The sequence below is a fragment of the Uruburuella suis genome (assembly GCF_022870845.1).
In the GTDB taxonomy this organism is placed as follows: Bacteria; Pseudomonadota; Gammaproteobacteria; order Burkholderiales; family Neisseriaceae; genus Neisseria; species Neisseria suis.
Window position 1 is genome coordinate 698,203 of the sequence record NZ_CP091507.1, and the last position, 22,494, is coordinate 720,696.

Here is a 22,494-nt window from a genome sequence, read left to right on the forward strand (position 1 = left end):
GCATGCTTTTTAAAGCAGCTTTATGACAGGCCGTCTGAAAGATTTGATTTCAGACGGCCTTTGTTATGTTTGGCCTTTGTGATGTTTAAGGAGGCTCTGAATAACTCTGGCGAGTGAATTTTAATCCAATACAAATAATGCCTGCCCGTGTTGCTTGAACCATTGTTTGGCCGCGGCGGTGTGCGGTGTGTGGCGATTGACGCGCGCCCAGAATTGCGGGCTGTGGTTGGGGTGGGGCAGGTGGCAGAGCTCGTGGATGCACACATAATCGGCCACGAAATCGGGTGCGCCGATCAGCCGCCAGTTGAGGCGGATGCCGCTGCGGCTGCGGCACACGCCCCAAAAGGTTTTGGCGTTGGAAAGTGCGGTGGCGGCGGGGAATAGTTGCAGCTTTTGTGCGTGCGTTTGCAGCAGGGGCAGCAGGGTGTGGGCGGCGCATTCTTGCAAATGGCGGCGTAATGCGGCTTTTTGCTGCGGCGGGCTGAGTGTGTCGGGCAGCAGCAGCCGGCCCTGCTCGTGGCGGATGGTGGAATACGGGTGGGAAAGAATAGAGGTGGCCTCACCGCGATACCAGATTTGGTCGGGCAAGTGCGCGAGTGAGCTTGCCGGTGCGCGTTGCAGGGTTTGGCGCAGCAGCGGCTCGTTGGCTTGCAGCCAGGCGGCCAGCTTGGGCAGGCTGAGAAAGGGCGGGGCGTTTACGCTGATGGCTTCTGCCGACACGGGGCGCAGGATGATGTTTTTTTTGGCGCTGCGTTTGAGTTGCACTTGCAGCTTGAGGCCGTCTGAAAGCGTGTGGGTAAAAGCGGCCATATTAAAGCGCGCCCAGATAATAAAGCAGGCTCAGCACGATGATTGCAGTGCCTGCGCTGAGCAATAAGCGGCGGGTGGCGGGGTGGAAACCGTCGGCGCGCAGGCCGCGGCCGAAATAGCGCCAGCCGAAAGCAATCACCAAAAGGGCGAAGAGAATGGCGGAAATGTGATCGCTGGGCATCATGTTTCAGACGGCCTTGGCTTTGCCGGCCGCGCAAGGGCCGACACCGCTGATTTGGCTTTGCTGGTTTTCAATCCAATGCTCGCATTGCGCCATCATTTCTTCTGGCGTGCCGCTATTGTGGCGGATGGGCGCACCGATTACCACGGTGATTTCGCCGGGGTATTTCATAAAAGAATTGCGCGGCCAGAATTCGCCGCTGTTAACCGCCACAGGCACCAAATCCATTTCAAACATTTGCGCCATGCGCGCGCCACCTTGGCGGTATTTACCTCGTTGGCCGGGCGGGATGCGCGTGCCTTCCGGAAAAATGGTAATCCACAAGCCATCGCGCTTGCGTGCCAAACCTTGCGCCATTAATTGAGTGTTGGCTTGTGCGCGGTTGCTGCGGTCGATGCCGATGGTTTTGGCAAGCTTCAGCCCCCAGCCGAAAAAAGGCAGCTTGAACAATTCTTTTTTGGCCACATAAACCTGTAGTGGGAAAATTTCCTGCAAGGCTAAGGTTTCCCAGCCTGATTGGTGTTTGCTGCAAATAATCGCGGGCCCGGCGGGAATGTTTTCGCGCCCGATGACGCGATAATTCAGGCCGATAATGTGCTTGAGAGACCACATCAGCGTGAGCGCCCACACGCGCCCCATTTTGTTGGCACCGTTGTGAAACAGTGCGGCCGGCAAAAACAGCAGAAATATCGGCGGGGTAATCAGCACCAGCAGCAGCCAGTAAATCAAATTGCGGATCAGCAGCATAATCGCTTTCTTTTAAAAAATCGGGCAGAGCTTTTTTGAGGGGTGCTCAGCTGTTTTTCAGACGGCCTCTGCATGGTTTTGCAGCAAATATTGCGAAAAAGCCAATAAATTATCAAACACTTGCGTGTTTTCAGGCAATGAATCGCCCTCGGCTGCCAGCGTTTTTTTGCCTTTGCCGGTGAGCACCAGTGCGGGCTTGCCGCCCACTGCGGCAATGGCCTGCAAATCGCGCAAGCTGTCGCCCACAAGCCAAGTGTCGGCCGCTTCGGCATTGAAGCGGCTTAAAATATCGCTCACCATGCCGGGCAGGGGTTTGCGGCAATCGCAGCCGTCGGCGGCCGTGTGCGGGCAAAACCAGATGCCGTCGATGACGCCGCCGGCCTGTTGCGCCAAACGGTGCATTTTATTGTGCATTTCGGTGAGCTCTTGCATGGTGAAATATTTGCGGCCGATGCCCGATTGATTGGTGGCCACGGCCACGGTGTAGCCCGCTTCGGTGAGAAAGGCAATCGCGTCCATGCTGCCTGCAATCGGTATCCATTCGTCGGCGGATTTAACGAAATCATCGCGATCTTGGTTAATCACGCCATCGCGGTCGAGGATAATCAGCTTCATAAAAATCTTTCAGACGGCCTCTAACATTTGGAAAAGCTGCCGGATGTGGTGCGGCAAAGTGGGATTATAGCTTAATGCTTGCTTCGGGTCGGCCAATTTATGCAATCCGGCGGCTTTGAGGTTAACGGCTTTTTCGATGCAGCTTGCCAGCGTTTGCGGATTTTGGCGGGAAAAGAAAAAGCCGGCGCTGTCGGTGAGCACTTCGCAGCAGCCCATATTGTCGGCCAGCACCACGCGCGTGCCGCACAGCACCGATTCCACGCCCACGAGGCCGAAAGGCTCATACATCGAGGCCATAATGGTGTAGTCGGCGGCGCGGTAAAGCTCGGGCATATTTTTGCAGAAGCCCAATTCAAGCACATTTTTCATGGGCCGCGGCAGCGGTGAGCCGGCCACGGCGAGCTTTACCGGCAAGGCGGTTTGCTCGAAAAAAGCCGCCAATAAATCCAGTCCTTTGCGCTTGTGGCCGGTTGAAGGGAAAAGAAACACGGTTTCATCATCGGCAAAGCCGTATTGCGCGCGGGTGGCGGCAATGCTTTCGGGTTGCGGATAAAAGCGTGCGGTGTCGGCCGGCGGGTGCACCACGCGGATTTTTTCAGGCGTGATGCCGTATAAATCGAGCAGCTCGCGCTGCATCAGCTGCGAATGCGCCATAATGCTGCGCGCGCTTTCATAATTGCTGCGGTTGCGGCGGATGGTGAGTTTGTCGAGCAGGTTGGCCTGCTGCTGCATGCCCTGCAGATAGCCCAAATGGGTGCCGCCGCAGATAAACACATCGGCATGGTCGCTGGGGTTGCAGGCAATCAGTGGCTCGCCAGGCCGGCGTTTGCGGTCGAGTTGGCGGGCGAAAAAATAGGGGCGCAGCTTTTTCGGTATCCGTTTTTGATTGATGTGCACCGCCTGAATTTGTCGGTATTCAGACACGGAGGTGTCGAACACCGATGCATAAACGCTAACAGTTTGCTGTTCGGCGGCAAGCTGCCTGACCAAATCGAAGGTGTAGCTTTCCATGCCGCCGCCGCTGCGGAAGCAGTTGATGCTGATGGCAATATTATTCATAACATTCAATCGAATAAAACGGCTTGATTCAAAGGTTTGCCCGCCATATCTTTGGCTGACAGTTGCGGCTCGCCGGTGAGCGGCCAGTCGATGGCGAGGGCGGCATCGTTCCACAGCAGGCTTTGCTCGGATTCGGGGTGGTAATAATTAGTGCATTTGTATACGAATTCTGCGCCGTCGCCCAACACATAAAAGCCGTGGGCAAAGCCTTCGGGCACCCACAGTTGGTGCTTGTTGGCCGCCGAGAGCACGGCGCCTGCCCATTGCCCGAAGGTGGGCGATTTGCGGCGCAAATCCACGGCCACATCAAACACGGCGCCGGCCACCACGCGCACAAGCTTGCCCTGAGTGTGCTCGGTTTGGTAGTGCAGGCCGCGCAACACACCGGCGGCGGATTTGGAATGGTTTTCCTGCACAAAGGTGTGCGGAGCAATATTCGCCCGAAACCATTCATCGCGGAAGGTTTCCATAAAAAAGCCGCGCTCATCACCGAACACTTTTGGCTCGAGGATTTTCACGTCGGGAATGCGGGTGGGGATAATATTCATCAATCATGCTTTCTGATGTTTCAGACGGCCTGCGATTTATTTAAATTCACTTAATGACCATGTCGGTTTTTCAATAAGCGCAACAGATAGCGGCCATATTCGTTTTTGCACATCGGCGCGGCCAGCGCTTCCAATTGGCCGTCTGAAAGCCAGCCGTTGCGCCAGGCGATTTCTTCTAAGCAGGCGATTTGCAGGTTTTGCAATTCTTCCACCGTTTGCACAAAAGATGCTGCTTGGTGCAGGCTCTCGTGCGTGCCGGTGTCGAGCCAGGCAAAGCCGCGGCCGAGCAATTGCACATTGAGCGAGCCGTCTTCGAGATACATTTGGTTGATGCTGGTGATTTCCAGCTCGCCGCGTTCAGACGGCCTCACCTGCTTGGCAAATTCCACCACGCGCTTATCGTAAAAATAAAGGCCGGTCACCGCCCAATCGGATTTCGGCTGCACGGGCTTTTCTTCAATCGACAAGGCTTTGAAATCACGATTGAATTCCACCACGCCGAAGCGCTCCGGATCTTTCACCTGATAGGCAAACACCGTTGCACCGTGCGCTTGTGCGGCGGCTTTTTGCAGGCTTTGGCTGAACGACTGGCCATAGAAAATATTGTCGCCCAACACCAAACACACGCTGTCATCGCCGATAAATGTTTCACCGATAATAAAAGCCTGCGCCAAGCCGTCGGGGCTGGGCTGTGCAGCATAGCTGATTTGAATGCCGAAATCGCTGCCATCGCCGAGCAGGCGGCGGAAAGCGGCCTGATCTTCCGGCGTGGTAATCACCAACACTTCGCGGATGCCGGCCAGCATCAGCACTGAGAGCGGGTAATAAATCATGGGCTTGTTATACACCGACAGCAATTGCTTGGACACGCCGCGCGTGACCGGATAAAGGCGCGTGCCCGAGCCGCCTGCCAAAATAATGCCTTTCATGATGCTGCTCCTTCTCCCAAACGCTCTAAGCGGTAAGAGCCGTCGAGCACATGCCGCCACCATGGGCGGTTGTCGAGATACCAGCGCACGGTTTTGCGCAAGCCCGATTCAAAGGTTTCCTGCGGCAGCCAGCCCAATTCGCGGCCGATTTTGCCCGCATCGATGGCATAGCGCACATCGTGGCCGGGGCGGTCGGCCACAAAAGTGATTAAGTCGGCATAGTTTGCCACGCCGGCCGGTTTTTGCGGCGCCATTTCTTCCAGTAGCGCGCAAATGCTGCGCACCACATCGATATTGGCCTGCTCATTATGGCCGCCGATATTATAGGTTTCGCCGATTTCGCCCTGCATCAGCACGGTGTAAAGCGCGCGCGCGTGGTCTTCCACAAATAGCCAGTCGCGGATTTGTTGCCCGTTGCCATACACCGGCAAAGGTTTGCCTGAAAGCGCATTCAGAATCATCAGCGGAATCAGTTTCTCGGGGAAATGATAGGGGCCATAATTGTTGGAGCAATTGGTGATTAATGTGGGCAGGCCGTAGGTGCGCAGCCAAGCGCGCACCAAATGATCGCTGGATGCTTTCGAGGCCGAATAAGGGCTGCTGGGCGCATAAGGTGTGGTTTCGGTAAACAAATCATCGCTGCCGTGCAAATCGCCATACACTTCATCGGTGGAAATATGATGAAAGCGGAATGCATCGCGCTTTTCAGACGGCATCTGCTGCCAATAAGCGCGCGCCGCTTCCAAAAGCGTGTAGGTGCCGACAATATTGGTTTCGATAAACGCCGCCGCACCGTCAATCGAGCGGTCGACATGGCTTTCCGCCGCCAAATGCATCAGTGCATCGGGTTGGTGTGCGACAAACACGCGTTCGAGTTCGGCGCGGTTGCAGATATCCACCTGCTCGAAGGCATAGCGCGGGCTGGCGGTCACCGATTCGAGCGACTCGAGATTGCCGGCATAAGTGAGCTTGTCTACATTGACCACGCTGTGGTCGGTGTGCCGGATGATATGGCGGATAAGCGCCGAGCCGATAAAGCCGGCACCGCCGGTGATGAGGATTTTCATAAGTGGGCTTTTTAATAGTTTAAACGTTTATGATTAGCGGTAATCGGTACAAACAGGTTGCAATCTGGAATCTTTCAATATTTTATCCATATATTTAAGATTCAGGGGGTGGAAAATATCGCCCAAGATATGGGTCCAAGGAATCGGATAGCCTTCGTTATCGCCCATGATATTGCCAGGGTGTTGTTTGAGCTTATTGGCATAAAAATCCATGCGGCAGTGTAATTCCCGATACCAGGCGCGGGTAAACGGCGTGTCGGGGCGGAAGATATAGGCGCAATTGCCGATAATCTGAGAATAATATTGATTCATGTCTTGTTGGATAACGCCGCCCACTTGCGCCAAGCCGTCTTGCTTGCGCTCGGGATAGCCGATTGCATAAGCCGGGCTTGCTTCCAATTGCTCGAATGATGCGAGCCAGTTGTGGCGGCAAGGTTTGATGTCACTATAGCCGCCGCCCAAGTAATGCATGAAATAGCAGCGCAGATAATCGGATTTATGCACCAGCGATAAATATTCGAAAGCCGGGTGCAGCGGGGCATTTGGCCGGATAAATTGCGGCAGGTTTTCCGGCGTAACCAACACCACGGGCACACCTGCAACGGCTTGCAGAGAAGTGATGCCGCGCCGGCGGTTGTCGCTCATTGGGTTGCGGCCGGTCCAGAATGCATAAATTTTCCGCTCCGCAGGCGGATATGATGCGGCTTGGCCGGCATCAAGCTCTGTGGAAGCTAAAAAAGTGTGTCGGTATTTATCCGCCTGATAAGAAAACGGCACGATTTTGCTATAAAGTTTGTTTATGCGATATTTCAGGCTGGTTTTCCATTTGCCCATCGGCGTGGTGCTTTCGTTAATCAATGCTTTGAAAGTATATTTTATGCGCAGTGTGATTTGTCGCACAACATTTTATATTTTTCGGGCTTGAAGCATTTATAAAACCATTTGCGCCAAGGCTTTTGATAATATTGTTCGCGTTTTAAGCGTGCCGCCATTAAGTCATGAAAATAAAGGCCGTTGCTGCAATAAAAAGCATAGTGCTTCTGATAAATCTTAAACAGATTATCCGACCATTTTTGCTTGGAGGCCTGATTGGTAACAGAAGAGCAGGTTTGGCGCTGGCGGTAGAAAAAAAGCGGCTCATTGATGCGGTGTATTTTGCCGTGGTTTTTAACCAGCGAAATAAATAAATCCCAATCTTCAAACATGGTTAGGCCGGTATCGAATCCGCCCACGGCATCGTAATGGCTTTTGCGGATTAAGGCGGTGATAAAAATGCAATTGCTCAGCAAGAAATCTTTGGTGTGGAATTCGGGCAGCGCCCAGGCTTTGTTTTCACGGTCAAACAGCATGGCTTTGCTGTAAACCACCGACAATTGCTCGTCTGACTCTGCGATTGCCACGCATTTTTTCAAATAATCAACGGCTAATTTATCATCAGAATCCAGGCAGACCAAATATTTGCCTTTGGCTCGGGCAATGGCATTGGTGCGGGCAATCACGCAATAAGTATTGGCCTGGCTCAACACGGTTAAACGCTTATCGATGGCGGCAAATTGCTGCAATATTTCAAGCGTGTCGTCGCTTGAGCCGTCATCAATGGCAATGGCTTCGAAATGGTCAAATGATTGGGCAAATAGGCTTTCTAATGTTTCGGTGAGGTAGGCTGCGGTGTTGTGGCAGGGGATAATCACCGACACCAAAGGTTGATTCATGCGTTTTCCTTATATTTTGATTTTATTGGTTTTGTGGGTGTAATGTTTTTTGTGCAATGCAAGCGAAGCAATTGGGGCGGCTATGCAGATGGGCGGTTTTCCAAAATTTGGTCGAGCCAGCCTTTAAACGAATAGCGTTTTTTGATTTCTGGGTCAATCGCTTGATAGGGCAGGCTGAGAAAATCGGCCAGCCCGCTCAGATCTGTTCCATTCCACACAAAAATATTTTCCGGCCGATAAAAATCATAACGGGTAACGGCCTGATTGGTGGTGATTACTTTTTTATCAAAACGCAAGGCATCAAACAGGCGGAATGAAAGGCCTTGATGGTCGGGGCTGACAAAATCCACCACCACTTCGCATTGCTGCACTTTTTGCAGATTTTGCTCGAATGTCAGCGCGCTTTGCTGGTTCAGATAGGTGATGCCGGCTTGGCCGAAGGCTTTTTCTGCGCGCTCGTCTTTGCTGTAGATATAAAAATCGAGCGGCAGATTCAAACAGCGTGCGGTGTCGATAAACAGCCGCGTTTCCGCCTCGCGGTTGGCCTCGTAGCCGCCCAAAAAATAAATGCCGGCGGGCGCTGCGGGGGCGGCCTCGATGGGGAAATCGAAATAAAAATTGGTGATGGCTTGAAAGCCGTATTGCCGGTATTTTTCAGCATCTGATTGATCAAACACATAAAAGCGGTCGAAGTAGGGCAGGTATTGCAAGATATCGGGAAAGCGCTCGATGCCGTCCCATTGGTAATTGATGCAGGTGCGGCTATGTTGGCGGATTTGGGCAATCACTTCTTTGGGGTAGATATTGGCGCGGATGCAGAGGGCGAAATCGGCTTTTTCGTGCAAGGCGGCCAGTTTGTGTTCTATTTCTGCTTGATGACGGGAAAATTTCAGTTTTTTTTTGTAATTGCCGTCTTTTGTGATGTGTTTGTGATAAAGGTTGCGCAAACGGGCGGCAAGGCTCGGGTAGTAAGAGTGCCTGTCGTCATAACACAGGTTCACCACTTCATAGCCGTAATGGCGCAGGTTTTTTTCTATGCAGTAATCCAGCCCGTAAAGATAAGGCATGGCAAGGATGATGGTTTGGCTCATAAAGCATTCTGGTGCAGTGCGGCTCGGGCGAATCTGCCCGTGCCTTGATTTGAATGGTATGGGTTTTCAAATATAACAGAGTGGATTGTATAGAAAAATGGCTATTGTTAACAGGTGTTTGTTGCCTATTAAGGCATTTTATGATGACGGGCGCAATGATTGCTGCCAAGCCTCAAAGGCCGTCTGAAACACGGCTTCGAGCTTGATGCGGTTTTCTGTGTTGTCGGCCACATGATAAAAGCTGCCGAGCGCGGGGGTGTTCATGGTGGTGACGTAATCGGCCATAAAGTTGCCGTAGCCGTCTTCTTCATCGTCGTAGTAAAACGAGGTGAAGCGCTGGCCGAATTCGTTGAAATCATCGCGCATCAGGGCGCCGTCCATATGGCGCAGTAGAAATTCGGCGCCGCTAAGCCGGCCTTCCTGCATGGCGGCGAAATCTTCGGCGCTCTCGGGCGCGCTTTGCCACACGGGGTTGTGCAGGTTTTGCGAGGCCGCCCATGCCCAATACATGCCGATGTGGGTGGCGGCGTTTTCTGCGGGCAGGCCGGCGGGGTAGTTTTCGTCGGTGTGGAAACGGGTGTTGTCATACATGGCGGTGCGCTTTCAGACGGCCTTGAGGGTGGAAATCAATTATAACATTCTATAACATTTATGCTGCCGGATGCAGCAGCCGGTATTGCACGCGCATAAATTCGCTGATGAGGTTTTGCTGGATTTCCAGCCTTTTGTAGAGCGGGCAGGCAAAGCGCACGATGAGGTTATACACTTTGTCGTCGTGGGGCACGCAGGTCAGGCGCGGGTGTGCGGCGGGGGTGATGAAGAGCTTTTGGGTTTGAATCAGCGCCAGATGCTGTTCGATTTCGGCCACATAAGGGGCGCAAAGCTGTTCGAGCAGGGCTTGCAGCGGCGGCAGCACGGCATCGGGATCCACGGCCAGCGGCACGGGAATGTCGAAAGTGTGGATCACATAAGGTCCCAATATATTGTCGCGTTGCACCGATTGGGCCAGCAGCAGGCTGTTGGGAAAAGACACGGTTTTGCCGCTGAGCTGGCCCACCAAAATATTGGGGCCGATCTGCATCATCAGCGTGTTGAAAAGGTTGATATCGACCACGCGCCCGCGCAGGCCGCCGATTTCGATGTAGTCGCCCACGGAATATTGCTTGGTGAGGCTGCGCAAAAGGCTGCCGGAAAGGCACATAATCAGCTCTTTGGTGGCCAGCACGATGGCCGCGGCAATGGCAAACATCGAGAGCGCGAGGGTTTGGATTTGCGCGGCCCACACGCTGATGAGGCCGATTAAGCAGGCAATCAGGGTGAGGTTGCGGCTCACCACCACCCAGCGGCGCATGTCTTCGATCTGCATGGCGGGGTGGCGGCGGAAATGGGTTTGCAGAATCACGGTGCGCACGAGCAACACGCCGATAATCAGCAGCACCGATTGAATGATTTCGCTGCGTATCGGCCCTTGCTGGATGAATTCGCTGATTTCTGCCCACATGGTGCGGCTCCGGTTGGTAGTTATGTTGTTGTAATGGGAAAAGTATTTAGGCCGTCTGAACGTTTTCAGACGGCCTAAACTATACAGGCAAGCGGCTTATTCGGGCAATTTCTCTACAATGCCCACGCCCACGGCATCGGGGCCGATATAAGCGCCCAGCACCGGTGAAATCGGGATGCCTTGCAGATGCAGGCCGGTTTGGTTGTGCAACTTGTTGGCAAAGCGGTTGTAGAGCTCGAGGTTGCCGCAATACATGCCGCACAGCACCAAATCATCGATATTTTTGCCGGCAATGCGCGCGGCCACGGCGGCCACGGTTTCATCGAGCAGATGGTCGCTGCTGCGGGCTACGGTGATTTTGCGCAGGGTGTTGTTGCGAAAGGCAAACACGGGTTTGAGGCCGAGCAGGTCGCTAAACATGGCGCCGATACGCATCAGGCCGCCGCTGTTGGTGAGCTGCTGAAGCGAATGCACGCTGAACACCACTTCGCAGCGCGATTTGAGCTGCTCCAAATGCGCCATGGTTTGCGCCGGGGTGCGGCCGCTTTTGAGCAGGCGCAGGGCTTCGAGTGCGAAAAAGCCTTCCGGCATGCCGGCCACGCCGGTGTCGAGCACATGGATGGTGAGCTCTCCGGCCATTTCGTCGGCCACTTGGCGGATAATCTGATGGCTCTCGCTCATGCGCCGGCTGATGGTGGTGACGATGGCTTCGTGATAGCCCTGTGCTTTCAGATAGCTGAAGGTTTCGCGCAGAGATTCGGGCGTGGGCGGCGTGGTTTGCACGGCGCGGCCGGGGTGGCGGTAGAGCCATTGGTAGAAGATTTCGGGTTTTAAATCCAGCCCGTCGGTGTAGCGGATGCCGTCGAGGGTGAGTGTGAGGCGCAGAATCTGAATCGGGCTGTCGCGGCTGAGAATGCTGTCGAGCGAGCCGGTGGAAGTGGATAAAACGGCGCAGCGGTAAAGCTCGTATGAACCCGTCACAATGTTCCCCTTAAACATACAGATAATCGGTTTTTTAAAATAATAAACGGTAGTATGGGCTTTGTCTATGCCATTTGGGAATGATTTCCCTGCTTCGGCAAGCGCGGCGGCTTGCTGTTTCAGACGGCCATTGAATGGGATTTAGAATAAAGCAAGCGTTTGAATGATTTTGCGCTACATTGCGCTTCATCATAAATTCTGTTGCAACAATATGTTAGATTGCGCCATCTTTCATCTGCACCAGGAGCGTTTTGTGATTTCCACCCAAACCCAAATTGCCGGCTCGGTTTTTGCCAACTGCATCATGAATGCCTCGGGCGTGTATTGCCACAGCGCCCATGAGCTTGATGCCGTGCAGCAATCGACCGCCGCCACTTTTGTGACCAAAAGCGCCACACTGGCACCGAGGGCGGGCAACCCCGAGCCGCGCTATTGCACGGTGCCTTTTGGCAGCATCAATTCGATGGGTTTGCCCAATCACGGCTTGGCTTATTATTTGGATTATGTGTCGCAGGCGCAGCGTGATTTTCCCGGCAAAAGTTATTTTTTATCGATTACCGGCTTTAATGTGGAAGAAGATTTGGCGCTGATCCGGCAGGTGCAGGCTTCTGATTTTGCCGGCATTGTCGAATTAAACCTTTCCTGCCCCAATGTGCCGGGCAAGCCGCAAACCGGCTATGATTTCGAAGCGGTGGCGCGTATTTTGGAGGCGGTGTTTGCGCTTTATCAGGCGCCTTTGGGCATCAAGCTGCCGCCTTATTTCGATTTGATTCATTTTGATGAAATCGCCGCTATTCTCAACCGCTTTCCGCTCGCTTATGTGAATTCGGTCAACAGCATCGGCAACGGCTTGTGCGTGGATGCGGCGAGCGAAGCCGTGTTGATCAAGCCCAAAGGCGGGTTCGGCGGCATTGGTGGTGTTTATTTAAAACCCACGGCGCTGGCCAATGTGCGCGCTTTTTACGAGCGGCTGAAGCCGGAAATCCAGATTATCGGCACCGGCGGCGTGGTGAACGGCAGCGATGTGTTTGAGCACATTCTCTGCGGCGCGAGCATGGTGCAGGTCGGCACCACGCTGCAAGAAGAGGGCATAGGCGCGTTTGCGCGGCTGACGCGGGAATTGAAAGAAATCATGGCGGCCAAAGGCTATCAAACGCTGGATGATTTTAGAGGCCGTCTGAAAACTTTGTGAACATGGGCGTGAGCATGATATAGAAATAAGGCCGTTTGAAAGGAAAGTTTCAGACGGCCTTATTCAAGCGGCATGGCTGTGCGATGAATGGCAGGCCGCCTTTGACGATTGTTGAAAAAACAATCTATTTCCCGAGCATTTGCTGATAAATCATTTAAATATGCGGATAAAGTGATGCAATGCGCCCGCATCAGCCGCCCGGTTGGATATAATCAATGTTTTCCCCCATATCGGCGCTGGCGGTTTGCCGCCGGCCGATGCGCCTGAGCACCCATTATGCATTTTTCTCTCGCCCCGATTGTGATCGTATTGCTGGTTGCCGTGCTGACGGTAATCGTTTGCCGCCGTTTGAATATCCCCTCTATGCTCGGCTATCTGCTGGTGGGCTTTTTGGCCGGCCCCGGCGTGCTGCACCTGATTCCGCAAACCGCAGCCACCGATTATCTGGGCGAAATCGGCATTGTGTTTTTGATGTTCAGCATCGGGCTGGAATTTTCGTTGCCCAAGCTTCGGGCGATGCGCAAGCTGGTGTTCGGCTTGGGCGGCATGCAGGTGGTGATCACCATCGTTTCCATACTCGGCATTTTGATGCTGGCCGGCACGCCGTTTATCTGGGCTTTTGCTGTGGCCGGCGCGCTGACGATGTCGTCTACCGCCATTGTGAGCCGCATTCTTTCCGAGAAAACCGAATTGGGGCAGCCGCACGGGCAAATGGCGATGGGCGTGCTGCTGATGCAGGATATTGCCGTGGTGCCGCTGATGATTCTTTTGCCCGCGCTTGCCGGTGGTAATCAGGATAGTTTGTGGATGGCGCTGGGGATTGCGTTTGTGAAAATGGCGGCCACGCTGGGCTTGCTGTTTGTGATCGGCAACCGCGTGATGACACCTTGGTTTCGGCTGGTGGCGCGGCAAAAATCGTCTGAACTTTTTATGATCAACGTGTTGTTGGTTACTTTGGGCGTGGCCTATCTCACCGAGCTGGAAGGCTTGTCGCTGGCATTGGGCGCGTTTGTGGCCGGTATGCTGCTCTCAGAAACGGAATACCGCTTTCAGGTGGAAGACGATATCCGCCCGTTTCGCGATATTCTGCTCGGCTTTTTCTTTATCACCGTCGGCATGAAGCTGGATATCGGCGCGCTTTTTGAAGGTTGGCAGCTGGTGCTGATGCTGCTGGCCATTTTGCTGCTGCTCAAAGGGCTGATTGTGTTTGCGCTGGCACGCTATATGCGCCACAACGTGGCCGACAGCCTGAAAGCATCAATGTATCTGGCGCAGGGCGGCGAATTCGGCTTTGTAATTTTGGCGGTGTCGCACGGGCTGAACCTGCTTTCCGGCGAATTGGAGCAGGCCGCCACCGCTGCGATTTTGATTTCGATGATATTAGCACCCTTTATTCTCAACAGCAGCGAGCGCGTGGTGGCGCGGCTGGTGAAATCAAGCTGGGATATGAAAGCTGTCGATCTGCAAAACATGCTCATCGCCACTATGAATAAATCCGAGCACATTCTGATTGTGGGCTATGGGCGCGGCGGCCAAACCATAGGCCGGATTTTGGCGCAGGAAAATATCCCTTATTACGCGCTCGATATGGATGCCGAGCGGGTGCAGATTGCCCGCAGCGCCGGCGAGCCGGTGTCGTTTGGCGATGCCAAGCGGCGCGAAGTGCTCGAAGCGGCCGGCTTGGCGCGTGCCAAAATGGTGGTGATTACGCTCAACAATATGCATGAAAGCCGCCATGTGATCGACACCATCATGCACATGCATCCCACCATGCCCGTGCATGTGCGCGCCACCAGCGATGATTATCTGCAAACCTTTACGCAAATGGGCGCAGAAGAAGCCGTGTCCGACACCAAAGAAACCAGCCTCGCGCTGGCCGCCTATGCCTTGCTCGGCGCGGGCATTTCCTATCAAAACGTGCATCAGATTATCATGAACATCCGCCGCAGCCGCTATGCCATGCTGGAAGATTTGTTTGTGGGCAGCGATGACGAAGCCGGCTTTTACGACGAACGCAACAGCATCAGCCGCTATGCCTTTACTCTACCCGAGGCCGCCCATGCCGTGGGCCGGCACATTGATGAGCTGCCCTTGCAGCATTTGAATGTCAAATTATTGTCGGTGCGCCGCCATATGCATCAAATCCAGCAATTTGACACAGACTTTTGCTTGGAAGGCGATGATATTTTGGTGGTGGCCGGTCATAAAGAAAAAATAATCTCTTTTGAAAACTGGGCATTACAAGGAGAGGGTTAAATCAGTGCAAAATTTGCTTGCGCGGGCGGCCGGATTTTGGTTTAATCCTGTCTTCGCAGCGATAAGCGCGAAAGAAAACGGGTGATTAGCTCAGTTGGTAGAGCGTCTGCCTTACAAGCAGAATGTCGGCGGTTCGACTCCGTCATCACCCACCATTTTTTTGTGCGGAGTGGTAGTTCAGTTGGTTAGAATACCGGCCTGTCACGCCGGGGGTCGCGGGTTCGAGTCCCGTCCACTCCGCCAACCCGATAAAAAAGCACCGCAATGGCGGTGCTTTTTTGCATTTACGCCAAAGGCCGTCTGAAAGTTGAACTGCCCCCACAATCTTGGACATTTTTAAGCCACTAAATCAATCATTCTTCAAGCGGCGGTTGCAAACTGGGTTCTGTATGCCACAGGACTCAGTTTTTTCAATTTCAAACTCAATCTTTCATGGTTGTAGTAGCGGATATACTCGTGTATTTCCGCTTCCAATGCCTCTATCGAAGCAAATGTGCGGTTGTGGAAGCATTCCGTTTTCAGCACCGCAAAAAAGCTCTCCATCGGCGCATTGTCCCAGCAGTTGCCTTTGCGCGACATGCTTTGGGTGATTTCGGCTTCTGCCAATTGCGCGCGGTAGGCGCGGCAGCGGTAGAGCACGCCTTGGTCGGAGTGCAGCATCGGCTTTTGCGCGCCCAGTTGCGCCACGGCCTGCGACAGCATGGTGGCCACCATTTCGCTGTTGGGGCGGCGCGATAGGTGGTAGCTGCGGATTTCGCGGTTATACAGGTCCAGTATCGGCGACAGATACAGCTTTTGGCCGTCGCATTTAAACTCGGTCACATCGGTCAGCCACTTTTCATCGGGCTTCTCGGCGCTGAAGTTGCGGTTCAGCAGGTTTTCGGACACTTCGCCCATGGCCGGCGGGTAGTATTTTCGCTTCTCTCGGACAATGGCTTTTAAATTCATTTTTTTCATCAGCCGTTCTGCTTTTTTCTTGTTCCACGATAAGGCGGCGGCAATACGGCGGGCGCCGTAACGGCCTTTGTGTTGGTCGTAAACGGCACGAACGGTTTGCATGTCGGCCAGGTCTTTGTCGGGCTTCTGGTTGCGCTTCCGGCTGAAGTAAAAGCTGCTTCGCTCTATCTTTGCGGCGGGGAGAAGGTATTTGAGGGGATGCTTTGCCCTTAATGCTTCGATGATTTGCGCTTTTTTGGCGTTGCTGTCTTCTGAGGAAAAAGGGCTTCGAGCTTTTTTAGATAGGCGACCTCGGCTCTGAGGTAGCCCACTTCTTGCAATAGCTCATCCTGTGTTTTTTCTTTATCGGGTTTGTCGGCAATAAAGGGGTTGGTTTTTTTGTCGGCCATGGCTTGGGGATGCTCGAGTGCCGCGAGTCCGCCGTGTTCGTAGGCGGCAATCCAGCGGCGTAGGTGGGTGCGGGACATTCGAAATGCGTCGGCGGTGAGCTGCTGGCTTCGAATGCAATAGTAATGCATAACGGCTTGGTATTTGAAGTCTACGGTATATTTGTTCATAAGAAAACTGCACCTTTATGGGTTGGATGGGGGTGTCCAACTTTTGGGGTGCAGTTCAAGTTTTTTCGGACGGCCTTTTGCCCATTCAAAAAAATAAGCTTACAAAATAAAAGCAGTTCGACAGCACCATCTGTGTAGGTTGGATTCTAATCCGACGTTTGGCCATCGGTTAAAGCAATGTGCGTGGTTTGTTCTGCCGAACAAGTGTCGGATTCAAGAATCCTGCCTACGAACCAAAGGCCGTCTGAAAGTTTTTCAGACGGCCTTTTATCTTATTTTTTACGGTTTGTTTGACTGATGTCGCACCATAAAAAACACCGGCTGTAAACCGGTGTTTTTTATTTCTGCCTTTTTATTCCAGCACCACTTCTACGCGGCGGGCTTCGGCATTGTTGCCGCTGCCCTCGGTGCTTTCGGGCTTGCGCAATTCGATTTGCGACTCGGGCACGCCCAGCGCCAGCAAGGCATCGCGCACGGCAAATGCGCGCTGTTTGGATAATTCTTCATTTTGCGCACGGTTGCCGGTGTCGTCGTGAAAGCCGGAAATCACCGCTTTTTTGCCTTCTTTGGCACCGGCGAGCACATCTTGCAGCGCTTCATCGGCACCTTGCGCCAAATCGGCTTTGCCGGTGGCAAAGTAGAATTTCACCACGCCGTTTTCCACCACCACTTTGGCGGCATCATTATTTTGCGCATCAGCGGCCAAAATCGCATCGGCCGGGCTGCTGGCAGCGGAAGCCATTTCGTCGGCCACCACCACTTCGGTTACGCTTTCTTCTACCACAACCACTTCAGAAGCCGCCGGTGCGCCCTCGATTTTGCCGGTTTGCCAGCCCCACACCGAGAAAAACACCACTGCCGCAGTGGTCAAGCCCACTGCCGCTGCGGGCAGCAACAGCGCCAAGCGCTGCTCTTTATTTTCTTCTTCATTCATTCCACTCTCCCTAAAAACATCAAACGGACAACAAACTTCGGCATTATACCCAACTTATCCCGCCTGTAACAGCTAAATCCCTGTTCAAGCCCCCGTCAACGCAGTAAAATGCTGCCTTTATACGCATTTCCTATCGGGCAGGGCAAACATGCTGACATTCCAACAAATCATCTTCAAATTACAAAATTTCTGGGCCGCGCAAGGCTGCGTGGTGCTGCAACCTTTCGATATGGAAGTGGGCGCCGGCACGAGCCACCCCGCCACCTGCCTGCGCGCGCTCGGCCCCGAGCCGTGGTTTGCCGCCTATGTGCAGCCCAGCCGCCGCCCCAAAGACGGCCGCTACGGCGACAACCCCAACCGCTTGCAACATTATTACCAATTCCAGGTCGCCCTCAAACCCGCACCTGAGAATATCCAAGAGCTGTATCTCGATTCATTGAAAGAATTGGGTATTTCGCCGCTGGAGCACGACATCCGCTTTGTGGAAGACGATTGGGAAAATCCCACCCTCGGCGCTTGGGGCTTGGGCTGGGAAGTGTGGCTCAACGGCATGGAAGTGACCCAATTTACCTATTTCCAGCAAGTGGGCGGCATCGATTGCACGCCCGTGCTCGGTGAAATCACCTACGGCATCGAGCGCTTGGCCATGTATCTGCAAGGCGTGGAAAACGTGTATGACCTCGTGTGGGCGCACACGCCCGACGGCCAAACCGTGACCTACGGCGATGTTTACCATCAAAACGAAGTGGAGCAATCCACTTATAATTTCGAATATGCCAACGTGGATTTGCTGCTGCAAAACTTCAATAATTTCGAAGCCGAAGCCCGCCGCCTGCTCGAAATCGAAAACGCCAGCCTGATTCTGCCCGCTTACGAGCAAGTGCTCAAAGCCGGCCACACTTTCAATATGCTTGATGCGCGCGGCGCCATTTCCGTGACCGAGCGCGCCACCTATATCGGCCGCATCCGCAACCTCAGCCGCATCGTGGCGCAAAAATTTGTCGAAAGCCGCGAAGCCTTGGGCTATCCGCTGATTAAAAATAAAACGGTGTAATGATTCAGACTGGCTGTTTGGTATCTCAGCTTGCGAATAGCCAGCCAATTTGAAATATTTTGGGGAATGATTAATGAACCGGCCAATTGAAATTTATCAAACCCAAGACGGGCAAACGCAGGTAGATGTTCGCTTTGAACAAGAGAGCGTATGGCTGAGCATTGATGATATGGTTCACTTATTTCAAAAATCACGCTCTACGGTTAACGAACATATTCTTAATATTTATAAAGAAAAAGAGTTGGAAGAAGAAACATCAATGAGAAAAATCGGTATTTCCGATTTTTCTACCAAACCAACTAATCTTTATAATCTTGATGTTATTATTTCAGTTGGTTATCGGGTGAGGTCCAAGCAAGGCACTCAATTCCGCATCTGGGCAACCGCCCGCCTGAAAGACTACCTGCTTAAAGGCTATGCGCTCAACCAAAAGCGTTTGCAGCAAAACGCCGCCGAGCTGGAGCAAGCCCTCGCGCTGATTCAGAAAACCGCCGCCTCACCCGAATTAACGCTGGAAAGCGGACGCGGCTTGGTAGATATCGTCAGCCGCTACACACAAACTTTTTTGTGGTTGCAGCAATACGATGAAGGCTTGCTGGGCGAGCCGAAAGGCGAAAACGGCGGCGCATTGCCATCAGCAATTGAAGCCCGCACCGCCTTGGCTGCGCTGAAACAGCAACTGATGGCGCGTGGCGAAGCCACTGATTTATTCGCCCGCGAGCGCGGCGACGGTTTGGATGCGCTGCTTGGCAATTTGGAGCAAAGTGTGTTCGGCGAACCGGCCTACCCCAGCATTGAAAGCAAAGCCGCGCATTTATTGTATTTTGTCGTCAAAAACCATCCGTTTTCAGACGGCAACAAACGCAGCGGCGCGTTTTTGTTTGTCGATTTTCTGCATCGAAATGACAGATTATTGAACAGAAGCGGGCAGGCTGTAATAAACGACACCGGCTTGGCCGCTTTAACTTTATTGGTGGCCGAATCCGACCCCAAACAGAAAGAAACCTTAATCCGCCTGATGATGCACATGCTGCAACAGGCCGTCTGAACAGCAAACCCAATACTAAGCAACAGAAAGTTTAACCATGACCCAAACCTTATTAATCGAACTGCGCACCGAAGAGCTGCCGCTCAAAGCCCTCAACCTGTTGGGCAACAGCTTGGCCGCTTCTGTGGCCGAAGCGCTGGAAAAAGAGCAATTGATCGACGGCGAGGCCGATTTCACTGCTTATGCTTCGCCGCGCCGCTTGGCCGTGCAGGTGAAAAACGTTAAAGCCGTGCAGGCCGACCGCCGAGTGGTGAAAAAAGGCCCGGCGGTGGCGGCGGGTATGAAAGACGGTGCGCCTACCAAAGCGTTGGAAGGTTTCGCCCGTTCGTGCGGCGCGGAAATTGCCGCGCTCAGCATCGTTAATGATGGCAAGCAAGATGTGTATGCCTATGAATACACGCAAAAAGGCCAGCCCTTGAGCGCATTAATCAGCGAAATTTTGGCGCAGGCGGTGAAAAAGCTGCCGATTCCGAAAGTGATGCGCTGGGGCAGCAGCACGCATACGTTCGTGCGCCCGGTGCACGGCCTAGTGGTGATGCACGGTGCCGACACCGTGGCCGCCGAAGTGTTGGGCTTGAGCAGCCAAAACGCCACGCTCGGCCACCGTTTTCTTTCAGACGGCCAAATTGTGTTTGCCGATGCCGATGCTTATGCCGAGCAAATGCGCACGCAGGGCAAAGTGATTGCTTCGTTTGCCGAACGCAAAGCCGCCATTCAAGCCGCTTTGAATGAGCAGGCAGGCCGTCTGAATGCCACCGTGGCCGCCGATGAAGCGCTGCTGGATGAAGTAACCGCTTTGGTGGAATGGCCGGTGGTGCTCGAAGCGGGCTTTGAAGCGCACTTTTTGCAAGTGCCGCAAGAATGCCTGATTCTCACCATGCAGCAAAACCAAAAATATTTTCCGCTGCTCGATGCTGATGGCAAGCTGATGAACCGCTTTTTGCTGGTGTCCAACCTGCAAGCTGCAGACCCGAGCCATATCATCCACGGCAACGAACGCGTGTTGCGCGCGCGCCTTTCCGATGCCGAATTTTTCTACAAGCAAGACCAAAAAGCCACGCTCGAAAGCCGCCTGCCCAAGCTCGAAAACGTGGTGTATCACAACAAAATCGGCAATCAGGCCGAGCGCATCAGCCGCTTGACGAGCATTGCCGGCAGCATCGCCAAAGCGCTGGGCGCCGATGTGGCCGTGGCCGAGCGCGCCGCGCGTTTGGCCAAGGCCGATTTGGTTACCGAAATGGTGGGCGAATTTCCCGAGCTGCAAGGCACGATGGGCAAATACTATGCCCGCTTGGATGGTGAAAGTGAAGAAATCGCCGCCGCCATCGAGCAGCATTACCAGCCGCGCTTCGCCGGCGATGCATTGCCCGAAGGCAAGATTGCCACCGCCGTGTCGCTGGCCGACAAGCTCGAAACCTTGGTCGGCATTTGGGGCATCGGCCTGGTGCCCACCGGCGATAAAGACCCATATGCCTTGCGCCGCGCTGCTTTGGGCGTGTTGCGTATGCTGATGCAATACGATTTGAACGCGGCTGATTTGATTCAGACGGCCTTTGGCAGCTTCCCCGCCGGCGTGCTCAACCCGAAAACGCCTGCCGAAGTGGCCGACTTTATGCAGGCGCGTTTGGCGGTGCTGCTGCAAAACGATTATCCGCAAGACGTGGTGGCGGCGGTATTGGCCAAAGCGCCGCAGCGCTTGGGCGATATCGAAGGCCGTCTGAACGCTGTGGCCGCCTTCAAAGCGCTGCCCGAAGCCGCCGCGCTGGCTGCCGCCAACAAGCGCGTACACAACCTGCTTAAAAAAGCCGATGCCGGATTGGGCGCGGTGAACGAGGCTTTGTTGCAGCAAAACGAAGAAAAAGCCTTGCTTGCCGCCGCGCAAGCCTTGGCGCCGAAAATCGAAGCCGCGCTGGCCAAGCAAGACTTTCAGACGGCCTTAACCGAATTGGCCGCCATCAAGCCGCAAGTGGATACCTTTTTCGACGGTGTGATGGTGATGGCAGACGATGCGGCGGTGAAGCAAAACCGTTTGAATCTGCTCAATCAATTGGCGCAGCAAATGAACGCTGTGGCCGATATTGCACTTTTGGGCGAATAAGCGAAAGCGCCTGAATGCGCGTGCCTGCGTAGGTGCGCCGTGCATTTTTCAGCATAGGCAATAAAGATACAGGCCGTCTGAACATTCAGACGGCCTGACTTTTATACTCATTCAATAAAGTCATACCAATCCAAAAAATAACCTAAAACCAATTCTAAAAAATAACCTTACAAAATAAAAGCAGTTCAGCAGCGGGTAGGTTGGGTTGTAAACCCAACAAATCCACAAGCCGTCTGAAACGTTGGGTTTGGCAGCCCAACCTACGCTGTTTCAGAATGCATTTCGTGTCACTTTTTCTTGCATTTTACTATATCTGTACTGTCGCAGGCTCGCCGCCTTGTTGGCTTACTTTTTTGAATGGGTAAAAGAGTGCAAGGCGGCGAGCCGACAATGTTTAATATTGAATTGCCAAATCAATATTTTTCAAATCAGCCTCTGCAAGCGGCATGGCGGGATTGTTGGCGCGGCATGAAACGCGTAGGATGGGCGCATCTGAACTTTTTCAGACGGCCTTGATTAATCTGTAAAGGAATATCATGAAAAAAACTGCGTTATTGTCGGCATGGATATTGGGTGCCGCGCTTATCCAGCCTGCCGTTGCGGCCGAAACTGCCGCGCCGCCGGCCACCGTGGCCGAGGTGGACGTGCCGCGTTATATGGGGCGTTGGCATGAAATCGCCCGCTTGCCGATGCGGTTTCAAAACGATTGCGTGCGCGATGTTACCGCCGATTACCGCTTGAATGAAAACCGCAGCGTCACGGTGTTGAACCGCTGCCGCAAGGCAGACGGCGAAATGATAGAGGCAACAGGGCTGGCTAAGGCGGCGGATGCGGGCGGCAGCAAGCTGAAGGTTACTTTCCTGCCCAAAGGCCTGCGTTGGCTGCCGTTCGGCAAGGCTTCATACTGGATTTTGCGCTTGGATGAATCGTATCAAACCGCGCTGGTGGGCACGCCCGACCGCAAATATTTGTGGCTGCTTTCGCGCACGCCGGATATTGATGAGGCGGTGTATCAGCGCTATTTGGATACGGCACGCGAGCAGGGTTATGATTTGGATGGTTTGATCCGCAATCCGAATTGATGGCCGGCGAGGCTTTTTCTGGGCAGGTGAAGCTGTTTGGTAAAACCAAGGCCGTCTGAAATGTTAACGTTTCAG

The 22,494-nt window shown here is 53.6% G+C and carries 23 protein-coding genes and 2 tRNA genes; 8 read left to right on the forward strand and 17 right to left on the reverse strand.

What is annotated here, in order from left to right; all coding sequences use genetic code 11:
- Window positions 1–120 precede the first annotated feature (120 nt).
- The 14 genes from LVJ78_RS03070 to LVJ78_RS03135 form a co-directional block, all read right to left on the reverse strand.
- Window positions 121–810 (reverse strand): M48 family metallopeptidase, encoded by a 690-nt coding sequence (locus LVJ78_RS03070; RefSeq protein ID WP_132954690.1) that lies wholly within the window; start codon window positions 808–810, stop codon window positions 121–123.
- Window position 811: 1 nt separating this feature from the next.
- Window positions 812–994: a hypothetical protein gene (locus tag LVJ78_RS03075; protein WP_132954691.1), complete on the reverse strand. Its 183-nt coding sequence runs from the start codon at window positions 992–994 to the stop codon at window positions 812–814.
- 3 nt (window positions 995–997) lie between these two features.
- Window positions 998–1,738, reverse strand: coding sequence for a lysophospholipid acyltransferase family protein (locus LVJ78_RS03080; protein ID WP_132954692.1), 741 nt, complete (start codon window positions 1,736–1,738; stop codon window positions 998–1,000).
- A gap of 57 nt (window positions 1,739–1,795) precedes the next feature.
- Entirely contained in the window at window positions 1,796–2,353 is a 558-nt protein-coding gene (gmhB, locus tag LVJ78_RS03085) for a D-glycero-beta-D-manno-heptose 1,7-bisphosphate 7-phosphatase (protein WP_132954693.1), read from the reverse strand.
- A 9-nt stretch (window positions 2,354–2,362) separates the two neighbouring features.
- Window positions 2,363–3,412, reverse strand: coding sequence for a glycosyltransferase family 4 protein (locus tag LVJ78_RS03090; protein WP_132954694.1), 1,050 nt, complete (start codon window positions 3,410–3,412; stop codon window positions 2,363–2,365).
- A gap of 5 nt (window positions 3,413–3,417) precedes the next feature.
- Window positions 3,418–3,960 carry a dTDP-4-dehydrorhamnose 3,5-epimerase gene (gene rfbC, locus LVJ78_RS03095; RefSeq protein ID WP_132954695.1) on the reverse strand — a complete coding sequence of 181 codons (543 nt, stop codon included), beginning with the start codon at window positions 3,958–3,960 and terminating at the stop codon, window positions 3,418–3,420.
- A gap of 50 nt (window positions 3,961–4,010) precedes the next feature.
- The gene (gene rfbA / locus LVJ78_RS03100) at window positions 4,011–4,889 is read right to left on the reverse strand and encodes a glucose-1-phosphate thymidylyltransferase RfbA (protein WP_132954696.1); all 879 of its coding nucleotides are present in this window, start codon (window positions 4,887–4,889) and stop codon (window positions 4,011–4,013) included.
- The gene (rffG, locus tag LVJ78_RS03105) at window positions 4,886–5,956 is read right to left on the reverse strand and encodes a dTDP-glucose 4,6-dehydratase (protein ID WP_132954697.1); all 1,071 of its coding nucleotides are present in this window, start codon (window positions 5,954–5,956) and stop codon (window positions 4,886–4,888) included. The genes rfbA and rffG overlap by 4 nt, the downstream gene beginning before the upstream one ends.
- Before the next feature lie 33 nt (window positions 5,957–5,989).
- Window positions 5,990–6,790, reverse strand: a complete 801-nt coding sequence (locus tag LVJ78_RS03110; RefSeq protein ID WP_165870939.1) for a glycosyltransferase family 32 protein — start codon at window positions 6,788–6,790, stop codon at window positions 5,990–5,992.
- 41 nt (window positions 6,791–6,831) lie between these two features.
- Window positions 6,832–7,668, reverse strand: a complete 837-nt coding sequence (locus LVJ78_RS03115; protein ID WP_132954699.1) for a glycosyltransferase family 2 protein — start codon at window positions 7,666–7,668, stop codon at window positions 6,832–6,834.
- Window positions 7,669–7,748: 80 nt separating this feature from the next.
- Window positions 7,749–8,759 (reverse strand): WaaS/CpsH family glycosyltransferase, encoded by a 1,011-nt coding sequence (locus LVJ78_RS03120; RefSeq protein ID WP_132954700.1) that lies wholly within the window; start codon window positions 8,757–8,759, stop codon window positions 7,749–7,751.
- A 138-nt stretch (window positions 8,760–8,897) separates the two neighbouring features.
- On the reverse strand, window positions 8,898–9,350 hold the full coding sequence (locus LVJ78_RS03125) for a DUF7832 domain-containing protein (protein ID WP_132954701.1): 453 nt from the start codon (window positions 9,348–9,350) through the stop codon (window positions 8,898–8,900).
- A 58-nt stretch (window positions 9,351–9,408) separates the two neighbouring features.
- Window positions 9,409–10,260, reverse strand: coding sequence for a mechanosensitive ion channel family protein (locus LVJ78_RS03130; RefSeq protein ID WP_132954702.1), 852 nt, complete (start codon window positions 10,258–10,260; stop codon window positions 9,409–9,411).
- Between the two features lie 96 nt (window positions 10,261–10,356).
- Window positions 10,357–11,241, reverse strand: a complete 885-nt coding sequence (locus LVJ78_RS03135; protein WP_165870940.1) for a DegV family protein — start codon at window positions 11,239–11,241, stop codon at window positions 10,357–10,359.
- 253 nt (window positions 11,242–11,494) lie between these two features.
- Here LVJ78_RS03135 and LVJ78_RS03140 point away from each other — a divergent pair, with 253 nt between their 5' ends.
- From LVJ78_RS03140 to LVJ78_RS03155, 4 genes are all read left to right on the forward strand, one after another.
- A complete protein-coding gene (locus tag LVJ78_RS03140; RefSeq protein ID WP_132954704.1) occupies window positions 11,495–12,433 on the forward strand; it encodes a dihydroorotate oxidase in 939 nt (312 codons plus the stop codon).
- 276 nt (window positions 12,434–12,709) lie between these two features.
- Window positions 12,710–14,689, forward strand: a complete 1,980-nt coding sequence (locus LVJ78_RS03145; RefSeq protein ID WP_132954705.1) for a cation:proton antiporter domain-containing protein — start codon at window positions 12,710–12,712, stop codon at window positions 14,687–14,689.
- Between the two features lie 79 nt (window positions 14,690–14,768).
- Window positions 14,769–14,844, forward strand: a tRNA-Val gene (locus tag LVJ78_RS03150).
- A gap of 11 nt (window positions 14,845–14,855) precedes the next feature.
- Window positions 14,856–14,932, forward strand: a tRNA-Asp gene (locus LVJ78_RS03155).
- Between the two features lie 117 nt (window positions 14,933–15,049).
- On the opposite strand, the gene LVJ78_RS03160 is transcribed toward LVJ78_RS03155, so the two are convergent.
- The 3 genes from LVJ78_RS03160 to LVJ78_RS03170 all read right to left on the reverse strand — a co-directional run bounded on the left by LVJ78_RS03160 (window position 15,050) and on the right by LVJ78_RS03170 (window position 17,137).
- Window positions 15,050–15,967 carry an IS3 family transposase gene (locus LVJ78_RS03160; protein WP_342345066.1) on the reverse strand — a complete coding sequence of 306 codons (918 nt, stop codon included), beginning with the start codon at window positions 15,965–15,967 and terminating at the stop codon, window positions 15,050–15,052.
- Complete coding sequence (locus LVJ78_RS03165) at window positions 15,856–16,203, reverse strand: helix-turn-helix domain-containing protein (protein WP_244802582.1); 348 nt, start codon at window positions 16,201–16,203, stop codon at window positions 15,856–15,858. Before LVJ78_RS03165 ends, LVJ78_RS03160 begins: the two co-directional genes overlap by 112 nt.
- A gap of 352 nt (window positions 16,204–16,555) precedes the next feature.
- The gene (locus LVJ78_RS03170) at window positions 16,556–17,137 is read right to left on the reverse strand and encodes an OmpA family protein (RefSeq protein WP_132954679.1); all 582 of its coding nucleotides are present in this window, start codon (window positions 17,135–17,137) and stop codon (window positions 16,556–16,558) included.
- A gap of 148 nt (window positions 17,138–17,285) precedes the next feature.
- Between LVJ78_RS03170 and glyQ the strand changes: the two genes are divergently transcribed.
- The 4 genes from glyQ (at window position 17,286) to LVJ78_RS03190 (ending at window position 22,419) form a co-directional block, all read left to right on the forward strand.
- A complete protein-coding gene (glyQ, locus tag LVJ78_RS03175) occupies window positions 17,286–18,191 on the forward strand; it encodes a glycine--tRNA ligase subunit alpha (RefSeq protein ID WP_132954678.1) in 906 nt (301 codons plus the stop codon).
- Between the two features lie 259 nt (window positions 18,192–18,450).
- Window positions 18,451–19,239 carry a type II toxin-antitoxin system death-on-curing family toxin gene (locus LVJ78_RS03180; protein WP_243650394.1) on the forward strand — a complete coding sequence of 263 codons (789 nt, stop codon included), beginning with the start codon at window positions 18,451–18,453 and terminating at the stop codon, window positions 19,237–19,239.
- A gap of 37 nt (window positions 19,240–19,276) precedes the next feature.
- Complete coding sequence (gene glyS, locus LVJ78_RS03185) at window positions 19,277–21,337, forward strand: glycine--tRNA ligase subunit beta (protein ID WP_132954676.1); 2,061 nt, start codon at window positions 19,277–19,279, stop codon at window positions 21,335–21,337.
- 536 nt (window positions 21,338–21,873) lie between these two features.
- Window positions 21,874–22,419, forward strand: a complete 546-nt coding sequence (locus LVJ78_RS03190) for a lipocalin family protein (RefSeq protein WP_132954675.1) — start codon at window positions 21,874–21,876, stop codon at window positions 22,417–22,419.
- The last annotated feature ends 75 nt before the right edge of the window (window positions 22,420–22,494 follow it).

Coding starts and splice junctions, on each gene's coding strand:
- LVJ78_RS03120 (WP_132954700.1), bottom strand. CDS start 8,759: ATGAGCCAAACCATCATCCTTGCCATGCCTTATCTTTACGGGCTGGAT.
- LVJ78_RS03190 (WP_132954675.1), top strand. CDS start 21,874: ATGAAAAAAACTGCGTTATTGTCGGCATGGATATTGGGTGCCGCGCTT.
- gmhB (WP_132954693.1), bottom strand. CDS start 2,353: ATGAAGCTGATTATCCTCGACCGCGATGGCGTGATTAACCAAGATCGC.
- rfbA (WP_132954696.1), bottom strand. CDS start 4,889: ATGAAAGGCATTATTTTGGCAGGCGGCTCGGGCACGCGCCTTTATCCG.
- rffG (WP_132954697.1), bottom strand. CDS start 5,956: ATGAAAATCCTCATCACCGGCGGTGCCGGCTTTATCGGCTCGGCGCTT.
- LVJ78_RS03110 (WP_165870939.1), bottom strand. CDS start 6,790: ATGGGCAAATGGAAAACCAGCCTGAAATATCGCATAAACAAACTTTAT.
- LVJ78_RS03070 (WP_132954690.1), bottom strand. CDS start 810: ATGGCCGCTTTTACCCACACGCTTTCAGACGGCCTCAAGCTGCAAGTG.
- LVJ78_RS03130 (WP_132954702.1), bottom strand. CDS start 10,260: ATGTGGGCAGAAATCAGCGAATTCATCCAGCAAGGGCCGATACGCAGC.
- LVJ78_RS03145 (WP_132954705.1), top strand. CDS start 12,710: ATGCATTTTTCTCTCGCCCCGATTGTGATCGTATTGCTGGTTGCCGTG.
- LVJ78_RS03090 (WP_132954694.1), bottom strand. CDS start 3,412: ATGAATAATATTGCCATCAGCATCAACTGCTTCCGCAGCGGCGGCGGC.
- LVJ78_RS03170 (WP_132954679.1), bottom strand. CDS start 17,137: ATGAATGAAGAAGAAAATAAAGAGCAGCGCTTGGCGCTGTTGCTGCCC.
- glyQ (WP_132954678.1), top strand. CDS start 17,286: ATGCTGACATTCCAACAAATCATCTTCAAATTACAAAATTTCTGGGCC.
- glyS (WP_132954676.1), top strand. CDS start 19,277: ATGACCCAAACCTTATTAATCGAACTGCGCACCGAAGAGCTGCCGCTC.
- LVJ78_RS03075 (WP_132954691.1), bottom strand. CDS start 994: ATGATGCCCAGCGATCACATTTCCGCCATTCTCTTCGCCCTTTTGGTG.
- LVJ78_RS03180 (WP_243650394.1), top strand. CDS start 18,451: ATGAGAAAAATCGGTATTTCCGATTTTTCTACCAAACCAACTAATCTT.
- LVJ78_RS03125 (WP_132954701.1), bottom strand. CDS start 9,350: ATGTATGACAACACCCGTTTCCACACCGACGAAAACTACCCCGCCGGC.
- LVJ78_RS03080 (WP_132954692.1), bottom strand. CDS start 1,738: ATGCTGCTGATCCGCAATTTGATTTACTGGCTGCTGCTGGTGCTGATT.
- rfbC (WP_132954695.1), bottom strand. CDS start 3,960: ATGAATATTATCCCCACCCGCATTCCCGACGTGAAAATCCTCGAGCCA.
- LVJ78_RS03115 (WP_132954699.1), bottom strand. CDS start 7,668: ATGAATCAACCTTTGGTGTCGGTGATTATCCCCTGCCACAACACCGCA.
- LVJ78_RS03165 (WP_244802582.1), bottom strand. CDS start 16,203: ATGAACAAATATACCGTAGACTTCAAATACCAAGCCGTTATGCATTAC.